Source organism: Streptomyces sp. NPDC031445 (genome assembly GCF_055581365.1).
In genome coordinates this window covers 13440-26173 of sequence record NZ_JBVIJO010000023.1, presented here as the reverse complement: position 1 = coordinate 26173, position 12734 = coordinate 13440, and the positions used below count along the sequence as shown (strand labels likewise).

Annotated in this window: 8 protein-coding genes and 1 pseudogene; 3 read left to right on the top strand and 6 right to left on the bottom strand. The window is 72.8% G+C overall.

Annotation, left to right across the window (positions count from 1 at the left end; all coding sequences use genetic code 11):
- Positions 1-16: 16 nt before the first annotated feature.
- The 5 genes and pseudogenes from ACZ5DC_RS38135 to ACZ5DC_RS38115 all read right to left on the bottom strand — a co-directional run.
- Positions 17-1888, bottom strand: a pseudogene (locus ACZ5DC_RS38135) (MFS transporter); the annotation flags it as partial.
- Positions 1889-1971: 83 nt separating this feature from the next.
- Positions 1972-2508 (bottom strand): MarR family winged helix-turn-helix transcriptional regulator, encoded by a 537-nt coding sequence (locus tag ACZ5DC_RS38130; RefSeq protein WP_468660675.1) that lies wholly within the window; start codon positions 2506-2508, stop codon positions 1972-1974.
- Positions 2509-2633: 125 nt separating this feature from the next.
- On the bottom strand, positions 2634-4367 hold the full coding sequence (gene poxB, locus ACZ5DC_RS38125; RefSeq protein WP_468660673.1) for a ubiquinone-dependent pyruvate dehydrogenase: 1734 nt from the start codon (positions 4365-4367) through the stop codon (positions 2634-2636).
- A gap of 231 nt (positions 4368-4598) precedes the next feature.
- Positions 4599-4862, bottom strand: coding sequence for a Sec-independent protein translocase subunit TatA (tatA, locus tag ACZ5DC_RS38120; protein ID WP_468660671.1), 264 nt, complete (start codon positions 4860-4862; stop codon positions 4599-4601).
- A 119-nt stretch (positions 4863-4981) separates the two neighbouring features.
- Positions 4982-6607, bottom strand: coding sequence for a dolichyl-phosphate-mannose--protein mannosyltransferase (locus ACZ5DC_RS38115; RefSeq protein ID WP_468660669.1), 1626 nt, complete (start codon positions 6605-6607; stop codon positions 4982-4984).
- A 214-nt stretch (positions 6608-6821) separates the two neighbouring features.
- Here ACZ5DC_RS38115 and ACZ5DC_RS38110 point away from each other — a divergent pair, with 214 nt between their 5' ends.
- On the top strand, positions 6822-7337 hold the full coding sequence (locus tag ACZ5DC_RS38110; RefSeq protein ID WP_468660667.1) for an SDR family NAD(P)-dependent oxidoreductase: 516 nt from the start codon (positions 6822-6824) through the stop codon (positions 7335-7337).
- 103 nt (positions 7338-7440) lie between these two features.
- Here ACZ5DC_RS38110 and ACZ5DC_RS38105 read toward each other — a convergent pair whose 3' ends face one another.
- Entirely contained in the window at positions 7441-8061 is a 621-nt protein-coding gene (locus ACZ5DC_RS38105) for a TetR/AcrR family transcriptional regulator (protein WP_468660665.1), read from the bottom strand.
- 331 nt (positions 8062-8392) lie between these two features.
- Here ACZ5DC_RS38105 and ACZ5DC_RS38100 point away from each other — a divergent pair, with 331 nt between their 5' ends.
- Together ACZ5DC_RS38100 and ACZ5DC_RS38095 are read left to right on the top strand one after the other, a co-directional pair.
- Complete coding sequence (locus ACZ5DC_RS38100) at positions 8393-8815, top strand: DUF6924 domain-containing protein (RefSeq protein WP_468660663.1); 423 nt, start codon at positions 8393-8395, stop codon at positions 8813-8815.
- A gap of 94 nt (positions 8816-8909) precedes the next feature.
- A complete protein-coding gene (locus ACZ5DC_RS38095; protein ID WP_468660661.1) occupies positions 8910-12695 on the top strand; it encodes a S8 family peptidase in 3786 nt (1261 codons plus the stop codon).
- The last annotated feature ends 39 nt before the right edge of the window (positions 12696-12734 follow it).

Below are 12734 nucleotides of genomic sequence, written 5' to 3'. Positions count from 1 at the left end.
CGCGTCGTACCGGTCAGCCGGCCGGTGCCGTCAGCAGGACGTCGTGGACGACCGACTCGTCGTCGACCACGATCGTGGACTCCTGCGGCGGGTAGCCGTCGGCGGAGGTGACCAGGACGTACCGCCCGGAGCCGGGGGCGTCCAGCGTGTAGGAGCCGTCGGCCCGCACCTCCGCCCGGCCCAGCTGCCGGCCCTGCGGTGAGGTCAGCGTGACCACGGCCCGCGGGACGGGCTCGCTCCCGTCGACGCTGACCCGGCCGCGGACCGCGACACCCGCGGGGGCGAGGGCCTGCGCGTCCGTGTCGACGGCCTCCGCCGGTACGGGCAGCCCGGCGACGGCCTCGGCGGTCTCCGCCGCCTGGGCCGCCTGCGCCGCCTGGACCAGGCCGCTGGAGGCGCGCAGCGGGACCTCCTTGATGAACAGGGTCACCAGGAAGGCGATCAGCGCGATCGGGGCGACGTACATGAAGATGTCGCCGATCGCGTGCCCGTAGGCGCCTTCCAGCCAGGTGCGGACCGGGGCGGGCAGCAGGGCGAGGTCGGGCAGCCGGCCGTCGCCGGAGGTCTTCGCGGCCACGGCCTGGTCCGGCGGGCTGAGCCGGGTGATGGTCTCACGCGCGTAGTGGCCGATCCGGGTGGTGAGGACCGAGCCGAGCACGGAGACGCCCACCGCGCCGCCGAGGGAGCGGAAGAAGGTCACCGTGGAGGACGCGGCACCGAGGTCGGTCGGGGCGACCTGGTTCTGGGTGCACAGCACGAGGTTCTGGAGGGTCATGCCGACGCCGAGGCCCATCAGCGCCATGCACAGCGCGATGAACAGGTACGGGGTGTCGTAGCGGAGCATGCCCAGCAGGGCCAGGCCGGCCGTCAGCAGCACACCGCCGGTCAGCAGCCAGCCCTTCCACTTGCCGGTGCGGGTGATGACGCGTCCGGAGACCGTGGAGGAGACGAACAGGCCCGCGATGAACGGGATCGTCATGACGCCCGACCTGGTCGGGGAGTCGCCGCGCGCGAGCTGGAAGTACTGGCTGAAGAAGACGGTGCCCGCGAACAGCGCGATGCCGACGAAGAGGGAGGCGACGGAGGCGAGGGCGATGGTGGGGTTGCGGAACAGCCGCAGCGGGATGATCGGTTCCGCGGCCTTCGTCTCGACGAACAGGAAGATCAGCGCGAGCACGATCGACGCGGCCACCAGGGTGTACGTCTGCCAGGACAGCCAGGCGTACTTGTCGTCGGCGAAGGTGACCCAGATCAGCAGGGTGCAGACGGCCGCGGTGACGAAGAAGGCGCCGGCCCAGTCGACCTTGACGTCACGCCTGGCCACGGGCAGGTTCAGCGTCCGCTGGAGGACCACCAGCGCGACGAGCGCGAAGGGGATGCCGACGAACAGGCACCAACGCCAGCCGAGCCAGGAGGTGTCGGTGATGACACCTCCGAGCAGCGGCCCGCCGACGGTGGCGACGGCGAAGGTCGCGCCCAGGTAGCCGGAGTACCGGCCGCGCTCGCGCGGAGCGATCATCGCGGCCAGGACGACCTGGGCCAGCGCGGACAGACCGCCGCCGCCCAGGCCCTGGATGACACGGGCGGTGATCAGCGTCGCGGGGTTGGGCGCGAGACCGGCCACCAGGGAGCCGGCGCAGTAGACGATCAGCGCCGACTGGACCAGGACCTTCTTGCTGAACTGGTCCGCGAGCTTGCCCCACAGCGGGGTCGACGCGGTCACCGCCAGCAGGGAGGCGGTGACGACCCAGGTGTAGGCGCTCTGGCCGCCCCCGAGGTCACCGATGATCCTCGGCAGCGCGTTGGTGACCACGGTGGAGGACAGGATGGCGGCGAACAGGCCGAGCAGCAGTCCGGACAGGGCGCGCATGATCTGCGCGTGGGTCATCGGCGCGTCGGGCGAACCTCCTCCCGGACGGGCGTGGGCCCGCACACCTGCTTTCGGGGTGGTTGTCATGGGGTTTGTCGTCCTTACGTGGTGGCAGCGGGTGTACGGGGTGAACAGTCGCCCTCGGGCGGTCCGGCGCCGGGGTCCTGTGCGGCCCCGGAGGGCTGTTCCGCCCAGGTGCCGGGTCCGGTCCAGGGGTCTTCGAAGCTCGCCCGGAGCCGGGCCATGAGGCACGTCAGCTGACGGACGTCCTCGTCGCTCCAGCCGCTCAGCCGCCGGGCGAGCAGCTGCGCGGTGTGCTCGGACAGCTGGGTGAGCATGGCCCGGCCCTCGGGGGTCAGGCGGAGGATGCGCGAGCGCCGGTCGGCGGGATCGGGACTGCGGTCGATCCAGCCCCGGGCGGCCACGTGCGCGACGTGGCGGCTGGTGACCGACATGTCGACGGCGAGCAGTTCCGCGAGCCTGCCGATGCGCATGTCGCCGTCACGGCCGAGCAGGGCCAGCACCGTGGCGGCGACGCTGGAGCAGCCGCCCGGAAGGATCCGGCCCAGCTCTCGTCGTACGGATCCGATGGCGCTGAGCTGGCGCATCAGCTCCTCGTACTGAGCTCTGTCGGCCACACGTGCCTCCCGATATTCTTGCTCAAGGCAACTATGCAGGTGCCCGGTTGCCTGAGGCAAGCATGTTTACATGTGCCCTGGCACACACATGTCACCGAAGACACGTGTTCCGGGTTGGCCGCCGGTCAGCGCAGGACCCGCCGGGCGACATTGGTGGTGACCAGGTCGAGGAGTTCCTCGCCCCGGCCGGACAGGATGGTGCGGATCGCGTAGAGCGTGAAACCCTTGGCTTGCTCCACCGTGACCGCCGGCGGCACGGACAGCTCCTGACGAGCCGTCATCACCTCGACCAGGGCGGGCCCGTCGTGCGCGAAGGCGCCCTTGAGCGCGTCCTCCAGGTCCCCCGGCCGCTCCACCCTGCGGGCCCACAGCCCGACGGCGGCGGCGACCTCGGCGAGCTGCGGATTGTCCAGCTCGGTCGCGTAGTTGACGATGCCGGCCGCCTTCATCTCCAGCTCCACGAAGTTCAGCGAGCCGTTGTTGAAGACGACGATCTTGGCCGGCAGGCGGTTCTGCCGCAGGGTGAACAGCTCCCCGAGGAGCATGGTGAGCCCGCCGTCGCCCGACAGCGAGACCACCTGACGGCCCGGGTACGCCGCCTGCGCGCCCACGGCGTGCGGCAGGGCGCAGGCCATCGTCCCGTGGTTGAAGGAGCCGAGCAGCCGCCGCTGTCCGTTGAAGGTCAGGTAGCGGGCCGCCCACACCACCGGGGAGCCGACGTCGACGGTGAAGACCGCGTCCCGGTCCGCGAGGCGGTCCAGGGTGCGGGCCACGAACTGCGGGTGGATCGGGGTGCGTTCGCGGTCGTTGACGGCGAGCGCGTCCAGCGACCTGCGCGTGCGGGCGTAGTGGGCGAGGGCCTCGTCGAGATGCCCCCGCCCGCTCTTGACAGTCAGCAGCGGCAGCAACGCGGGCAGGGTGTCGCGCACGCTGCCGACCAGGGGGAGGTCGACGCGGGTGCGCCGGCCGATCTGCTCGCCGCGGATGTCGAGCTGGATGACCTTGGCGCCCTGCGGGTAGAACTGCCGGTAGGGGAAGTCGGTTCCGAGCATCAGCAGGGTGTCGGCCTCCTCGATCGCCTTGTAACCGGAGGCGAAACCGAGCAGACCGGTCATCCCGACGTCGTAGGGGTTGTCGTACTCGACGTACTCCTTGCCGCGCAGGGCGTGCACGACGGGCGCCTTGAGGGTCTCGGCGAGCCGGACCAGGTCGTCGTGGGCGCCGGCGGCCCCCGCGCCCGCCAGGATCGTCACCTTCTGCCCGTCGTTCAGCAGCGCGGCGGCCTCGCGCAGGGCGGCGTCGGCCGGGCGGACGACGGTCCTGGCCGGGCGCACCACCGTGGGGGCCAGGTCGCGGCCGGTCTTGCCGAGGAAGATCTCACCGGGTACGACGACGACCGCGACGCCCCTGCGCTCGACGGCCGCCCGCATCGCCGTCTCCAGGACGCGCGTCGCGTGCTCGGGGCTGGTGACGGCCTCCGCGTAGACGCTGCAGTCGGCGAACAGTTCCTGCGGGCGCGTCTCCTGGAAGTAACCGGAGCCGATCTCGCCGCCCGGGATCTGGGCGGCGATGGCGAGGACCGGCACACGGCTGCGCTGGGCGTCGAAGAGCCCGTTGATCAGGTGCAGGTTGCCCGGACCGCAGCTGCCGACGCAGACGGTCAGCTCACCGGTCAGCCCGGCCTCGGCCGCCGCCGCGAAGGCGGCGCTCTCCTCGTGCCGCACGTGCACCCAGTCGACGTCGTCGTCCCGGCGTATGGCGTCCGTCAGGCCGTTGAGGGAGTCGCCGGGCAGGCCGTACAGGCGCCGCACGCCGGAAGCCTTCAAGGAGGCGATGACGTGGTCAGCGAAGGTGGGCATACGGGTCGCCTTTCGTCGGTCGTGAGCGCGTCCGAGGCGGCGGGAAGGCCGCGCGGGCCGGTGCCCGCCTGCTCGCGGCTCGGCGCGTGCGAGCAGCACCTGATCAGTGTCGGGGAACCGACATTGCGCACACATCCGTCGAATGACTGCGTCACCGGCGCGACGGGGTCTTCCGTCTCTGCGTCGGACGACTGCCCGTTTCGCACGGCCCCGGTCGCCCGGGTGCGGCGGTCAGCGTTCGGTGGCGGGCCCGGCCGTGGCGGGCCCTGCCGTGGCGGTCCCGGCGGCCGGGGTGCGGGCGTCCTGCGGAACGGCGGAGGCGGTGGGCCCCTCGACGGCGTCGTCCTCCCGCATCGCCCGCGCCTCGCTCTTGAGGATGCGCATCGAGCGGCCCAGACCGCGGGCCGCGTCGGGGAGTTTCTTCGATCCGAACAGCGCGATGAGCACGACCGCCACGATGAGCAGGTGCCAGGGTTCCAATCCGTTGCGAAGCATTGCGTGTTCTCCTCGGTCGGTTTCGGTGTCGGGTGTCGAGTGTCAGATGTCGGGTGTCGGTACACAGAGCGGAACACATATGTGTCTTTCGCGCAATACCGGCAACCTGGTACGTGCCGTCAGACCCAGGTGTCGAGCCACATCCTGCTGTGCCAGTCGGCGTACGGGATCGTCTGCCCGGTGTAGAGCGGAAAGAAGTAGACGAAGTTCCAGGCGATGAGCAGGACGAGCACACCCGCGGCCACCGCGCCCACCGTGCGGCGTACGCGGTCCGCGCCCGGCGGTCCGGCCAGGGCTCCCACCAGCATCGTCACGGCCAGGCACAGGTACGGCACGAGGATCACCGCGTAGAAGGAGAAGATGGTGCGGTCCTGGTAGAGGAACCAGGGCAGATAGCCGGCGCCCACCGCGCACAGGACGGCGCCGGCCCGCCAGTCGCGGCGCAGCGCCCATCGGTAGAGCAGGTACACGAGGGCGCAGCACGCCGACCACCACAGCAGCGGTGTGCCGAGGGCGAGGACCGTCTGCGAGCAGTCGGTCGCCGTGTGGCAGCCGTCCTGCCCGGGTTTCGGCGCCTCGTAGCAGAACAGCACGGGGCGGCCCAGGACCAGCCAGCTCCAGGGGTTGGACTCGTACGAGTGGGGGGAGTGCAGCCCCACGTTGAACTGGTAGACGCCGTACTCGTAGTGCCACCAGCTGCGCAGCGGGGCGGGAATCCATGACCAGGTGCCGCCGCGGCCGTCGGCCCAGTGGCGTCCGTAGCCCTTGCCGGACAGGAACCAGCCGGTCCAGGTCGCCAGGTACGTCATCGCGGCGACCGGGACCAGCGACAGGAACGACCGGCCGAGGTCCTTGCGCAGCACCGCCCGGTACGGGCGACGGGCCCCGGCGACGCGGCGGGCACCGACGTCCCACAGCACGGTCAGGACCGCGAAGAACACCAGGACGTAGAGCCCGTTCCACTTGGTGGAGGCCGCGAGTCCCAGGAAGAGGCCGGCGGCGAGCCGCCAGGGGCGGGCCCCGGTCCCGGCGCGGTCACCGGTGCGCGCGTCCGGGCGCGCCCGGCCGTCCGCGCCGACGGGCAGGGCCGCCGCGAGCCGGGCCCGTGCGTGGTCCCGGTCGATCAGCAGGCAGCCGAACGCCGCCAGGACGAAGAACATCACCACGAGGTCCAGCAGCGCGGTACGGCTCATCACCAGGTGCAGGCCGTCCAGCGCCATCAGCGCGCCGGCCAGGCAGCCCAGCAGCGTCGAACGGAACAGGCGGCGGCCTATCCGGCACAGCATGAGCACCGACAGGGTGCCGAGGGCCGCCGTCATGAACCGCCAGCCGAACGGGTTCAGGCCGAACGTCCACTCGCCGAGGGCGATCACCCACTTGCCCGTCGGCGGGTGGGCGACGAAGGCCCCGGTGTCGGAGAGCGGGACCGCCTGGGGGTGCGCGAGGATCTGCGGGTCGGTGATCTTGCGGTCCGGCCAGCTGCCCTCGTAGCCGAGCCGCAGCAGGGACCAGGCGTCCTTGGCGTAGTAGGTCTCGTCGAAGACGAGGCCCCGCGGCCGGCCGAGGCGCCGGAAGCGGAGTGCTCCGGCCAGGACGGCGACGAGGACCGGCCCCAGCCAGTCCATCGCCTTCGCGACGCGGTACGCACGTGCCGGATCGAGACGTGTGAGCTCCCACAGGCGGACCGCCGGCTCGGGGAAGGGCGGAACAAGACGCTCGCGGGTATCGGTGGCCGCGCCTGCCATGCCTCCGGGGGCACGCGCCGCGTTGTGTGGGTGCACTGCTGTCGCCTTGTTCCTTTGCGTGTCGCTTGCCACTGATGATGCCGCGCGGGTCGTGCGGGTTCCACGGTTTGCACGGGAACAAGGAAGCCCAGGAAGTCTACAGTCGTATACTTGCATCCAGTGACACACATCTCCTGGCGTCACGGCAGGGAGTCCGAGGAACTGGAGAACAGGCATGAACAGCGGGGTCGGTGAGGCCACCGCGAAGCTGCTGGCGGCGGAAGGCGCGGCGGTCGTGGTGCACGGCCGGGACCAGGAGCGCACGGAGAAGGCCGCGCGGGAGATCCGTGCGGCCGGCGGGAACGCCACCACGGTCCTCGGCGACCTGTCCGACGACGAGGCCGCCGCCGGGGTCGCCCGTGCGGCCACCGCCGACAGTCCCGTCGACATCCTCGTCGACAACGCCGGCTTCCACCGGCACCCGTCCTGGGCGCAGGCGAGCCCCGACGAGTGGCGGGACACCTACGACGTCAACGTCGTCTCGGGTGTCCGGATGATCCAGCGCCTGGTCCCGGCGATGCGGGAGATACGGCCCGACGCCGTCGAGGCACTCGTCCCCAACGACCAGGAACGGTTCGGCGAGCCGGACGAGATCGCGGCGGCGGTGGCATACCTGTGCGGCGACTACGCGCAGTACGTCAGCGGAGCGACGATCCGCGTGGACGGCGGGCTCATCCGGTCCGCGTTCTGAGCGCGAGCGGGCGGCAGGCCCGCCGAGGCGTTCCGGCCGGGACGCGGACCGTACGACGCCGGCCCCGTCCTGAGCTGAACGCCGGCCTCCCGGCGCCGGTGCGCTACCCCTCCGTGCCGTCCGGTCCGGCGTTGGGCGGGGGCGTGGCGTCGGGCTCGCCGGTGACCGGGCGGAGCATGTCGGCGAGGATCTCCGTGAGGCGGTCGTTGTCGGCCGCCGCGAGCGCGGTGACGCCGACGACGCTGCGCAGCAGCCACGTACCGGCGACCAGCGCGAGTCCGAGCTGAGCGCGGACGTCCGCGTCGGAACCGCCGAGCAGCCCGGCGAGCCGCGCGCCCACGTGGGTCTCGACGCCGTCGCGGACGATGCTCGCCGCCTCCGGGTCCGCTGCCGAGCGCAGCAACAGCAGGAACGGGTCGAGCCGCTCGGCGCCGGGCGTCGTGCGCTCGGCGAGCGTGCGGGCGAGGGAGTGCGCCAGACCGGGCACTTCGTCGCCGACGATGGTCGGCGGGCCGAAGGCGCGGTCGACGGCCTGGGCGAACAGGCCCTCCTTGGAGCCGAAGTAGCGGTTGATCATCATCGCCGTGACACCCGCCCGCTCGGCGATCTGCCGCACCCCGGCCCGGGCGTAGCCGTGCTCGGTGAATTCGACGACCGCGGCCGCGAGGATCGCCTCGCGTGTCGCGGCGCCGTCGCGTTTACGGGCGGGATGTGCGGCGCTCATGAGGACGAGCATACGGGGGGGCCGCTCGACGGCCGACGTACGCCTGGCCCCCGGACGGCGCGACGGCGACCGCGGCGGCCCGGCGCTTTCCGCCGCCCCTGCCGTGCGTGACCGCGACGACCGGCTCGCCGCGCCGCCTCCCGCCCGCCGGGCGCGATCGGTGAGCGCGGGGCGGCGCCGTCCGAGCCGGCGCCCGCGGCGTCGCCTTTCACCATCCGTGACACCCGCGACCGCCGACACGTGTGACCGTCCGATTGGCTAACATGCGCAGGCCATGTGTGCCGGGTGCCGCACAGCCCGGTCGTCGCCCACCCCTTCAGGAGAGCCGCCCGTGAAGAGCCTGCCGCAGAACGAGGACACCCTGCTGATCCGCACCGACTTCTCCGACGAGGAGGCCTGGCGGAGGCTGCGCTCGGTGGTCACCACCCCCGACGCGGAGGACGGGTTCCTCGCGGCGCTGCACATCGTGGACGACCCCGCCTACCGCGACCTGACCACCGAGCAGATCGTGGCGCTCGCGCCCGCCGAGGACGACCTGCTGATCCTGGCGGACCGGCGGGCCCTGAGCGGATCGGAACTGCCGCTGCTGGCCGTCCTGAAGGGCGAGGACGACGCGCCGGAGCCGGGATACGACGAACTCCGGGTGGTCGCTTCCGAGTTGTGGGCGGTCGAGAACAACATCTCCCTCGCCAACATGGACTGGGAGGAGTTCGTCGACGCCGCGGACGACGACGGCGTCTTCCGGGGATTCTGACCCCGCCGGGCAACCCGGAAGCCCTGCCGACCGGTTCACCTGTCGGAACACCGTCCCCGTCCCTCGACCAAGGGACGGCAACAGGAGGGTTGCAGTGACAGGACACAGAACAGCGGCGCTGCTGCTGGGGGTCGGCACGCTGGCGGGGGTGGTCGTCGCCCCGGCCGACGCGGCGCCGACGACGCCCGCCGCCGACCGGCCGGGCGCAGCGGCCGCCGGGCCCGTCGAGAAGGTCACCCTCATCACGGGTGACACGGTCAGCTACCGGCGCACGGGCGGCGCCGTCGAGATCGTCGGTACCGCTCCCGCCCCGCGGCGGCGTGAGGCGGCCTTCGCGCGCTTCACCGAGAACGGACACACCTATGTCGTACCGCAGGACGCCTGGGCCGCGCTGACACGGGGCGAGGTGGACCGCGCCCTGTTCGACATCACGGGGCTCGCCGCCCAGCGGCTCGACGACGGGCACACCGGCCGTATCGGCGTGCTCGTCACCGGCAGGCCGGGCAGCGCGCCGAAGACCGCGACGCCGTCCACCGCCGAGGTCACCCGTACCCTGCCGCGGCTGGGCATACGGGCGCTGTCCACGCGCAAGTCGGACGCGACGGCCCTGTGGGCGGCCCTGACCGGGGAGAAGGGCGGTGCCGGCGCCCGCCGGGCCGCTCCCGCGCACGGCACGAAGATCTGGCTGGACGGGGTCGTACGCCCCACCCTGGACGTGAGCGTGCCGCTGGTCGGGGCGCCTTCGGCCTGGAAGCACGGGTACAAGGGCGACGGCGTGAAGGTCGCCGTCCTCGACACGGGCATCGCCACCGGACACCCCGATCTGAAGGGGAAGGTCGACGCGGCGAAGAACTTCACCGACGCGGCCGGGACCGGGGACCACGTGGGCCACGGCACCCATGTGGCGTCCACCATCACCGGCAACGGCGCGGCGTCCGGCGGCCGTTACCGTGGTGTGGCCCCGGGCGCGCGGTTGCTGAACGGCAAGGTCCTGGACGACTTGGGCCGGGGCAGCGACTCGCAGGTCCTCGCCGGCATGGAGTGGGCCGTCCAGCAGGGCGCCAAGGTGATCAACATGAGCCTGGGCGGCGAGTTCCCCAGTGACGGCACCGACGTGCTGTCCTCCGCGGTGAACGAGCTGTCGGCGTCGTCGGGGGCGCTGTTCGTGGTGGCCGCCGGCAACTCCGGCACGCAGGAGAGCGTGTCGTCACCCGGCGCCGCGGACGCGGCGCTGACCGTGGCGAGCACCACCAAGCGGGACACCCTCAGCTCCTTCTCCAGCCGGGGCCCCCGCATCGGCGACTTCGGGCTGAAGCCGGAGATCTCGGCGCCCGGCGAGGACATCACCGCGGCCCGTGCCCCCGGCGCGTTCCCGAACGCACCCGGTGACACCCACTACGTGACGCTGTCGGGCACGTCGATGGCCACCCCGCACGTCGCGGGCGCCGCGGCGATCCTCGCGGGCGAACACCCCGACTGGACCGGCCGGCAGATCAAGGCCGCGCTCACGGGGTCGGCGAAGGTGCTGAAGGGCATCGACGTGTTCGGCAACGGCGCGGGCCGCCTCGACGTCGCGCGCGCCGCCGCGCAGCCCGTGCGCGCGCTGACCCCGTCGCTGGGCCTGGGACGTCTGTCCTGGCCCCACGACCCGGCGAAGCCGGCCACCGGGAAGGTCACGTACGCCAACGACGGCGACACCCCGGTCACGCTGGCCCTGAGCCTGTCGGTGACCAGCACGGGTGGCGCGCCCGCCCCGGAGGGTCTGTTCTCGGCCCCGTCGTCGCTCACCGTTCCGGCGCACGGCACCGCGTCCGCCACCGTCCGGGTCCTGGCCGGCTCCGGCTCCGTCGGCTCCTGGGAGGGCCGGCTGACGGCGTCCGCGGGAGACACCCGTGTGGTGACCCCGGTGGCCGCCGACGTCCTGGACCGCACCGGCACGATGACGCTCCGGGTGCTCGACCGGTCCGGGCAGCCGATGGACGCGTCCGGCATCGTGATGGTGCTGCAGAACGAGGCCACCGGCTCCGTGTACTTCCCCGTGGGCGACGAGGGGTCCGGCACGGGTGACGCCGGCAAGGTCACCGCCGAGGTCCCCGTCGGGTCGTACCGCCTGCTGGGCATCGGACTGGCGGACGAGTCTCCGGGTGTGTCGACGACCTACTTCGCGCGGGACGGACTGCGCGTCGACGGCGAGCGGACCGTCACCCTCGACACACGTGAGGCCCGGCCGGTGACGGCCGAGCTGAACGACCCCGCCGCCCGTCCCGAGATCTACACCGCCAACGTCACTCTCCGCTCCGTGGTGGCCGGCACCGCACAGACCAGCGACTTCTCCGTGGTCAGCAACTACCCGCACCGCTATGTGCAGTCCACCGAGGCCATCCCCGGGACGACCCTCTCCTACAGCGCGGCCTGGGCCCCGCCGCACAACCTCGTGACGACGGTGGGCGAGGACCCGTACGAGGCCGGCGACGTGGAGGACCCCCGGCCCGAGGGCTACGAGGGCGACGTCACCGCGCGGCTGGCGGACATCGGCGAGGAGACGGACCCCGACCGGATAGGCGACGTCGGCGGCAAGGTCGTCCTCATCGCCCCGGACGTCCGCGGCGAGCCCGTCGATCCGCCCACGGCCGAGCAGTTCGCCCCGCTGGTCAAGGCCCTGCGGGACAGGGGCGCCGCCCTGGTGCTCACGTACGACGACCTCGGGAACACCGGGGCGCTGCCGGTGCTCTACCTCATCCGCCCCGAGGACATCCAGGGCCTGCGGGACCGGGCGGCGGCCGGGCAGGACCGGGTCCATGTGCGGGGCCGGCCCGTCTCCCCGACGTCGTACGCCCTGTACGGCTCGGTGGGCACGGCGCTTCCGCACGGGCAGGCCTGGCACTTCGACCGCGCCGCGCTGGCCCGGGTGGACGCCGTCTACCGCAACCCGGCCGGGGGGCGGCACGTCTCCGGCCAGGCGCTTACCTTCACGGACCCGGCGACCGGTCTGACGGACACGGCGCTGTCCGCGCCGACGTTCCCGCAGAAGCGCGTGGAGTACTTCACCCCGGGGGTCCTCTGGGGCGCCGAGACGTCCGTCGGGCTGACCGCCGACTGGACGTCCGGCACGAGCGAGGTGACCGCACCGACCCGCTACCGGGCCGGGCGGCGCACCTCGGTCGCGTGGGGCACGGCTCCCTTCGCACCCCGGCTGCCCCAGGTGGTGCGCGCCGGGTCGGACGGCGAACCGCTGCCCACGGCGTACCGGCAGGGGAACCGGCTGGTGACCCGCATCCCCGTGTTCGGCGCCGCCGACCCCCGCCATCTCGTGCTTCCCGAGACGGACTCCGAGGGCACGGTGCGGGAACACGGCTCGACCCAGCTGTTCCGGGGCGCCACGAAGGTCGGCGCCAACGGCACACCGGGGGTGGGGGCCTTCGACCTGCCCGCGGCTCCCGGCACCTACCGGCTGGTCGTCACGGGCACCCGCCCGTCCGTCCTGTCCCCGAAGGTGCGCTCGGAGTGGACCTTCACCACCGGCCGCACCGACAGCGCCGTCCGCACCCCGCTGGACCTGCTGGACCTGGGCTTCGTCCTGCCGCTCGACCGGAACGACACCGCGCGGGCCGGCAGGAGGCTCACCGGGTCGGTGACGGTACGCCACCAGCCGGGCGCGTCCGGCACCTCCCCGGTCCGCGAGGTCACCGTCGACGTGTCCTACGACGACGGCAAGAGCTGGCGGCGGGCCGTGGCCAGGGCCGCCGGTGACGACCGCTGGTCGCTGGTGATACCGGCGGGCGGACACCCGGGCGGCCACGTCACCCTGCGGGCGAACGCCGTGGACCGGGCGGGCGACCGGGTACGGCAGACCGTGACGGGGGCCTACGGCCTGCGCTGAGCGGACACGCGTCGCGCTGGGCGCGCGGAGCGACGTGTG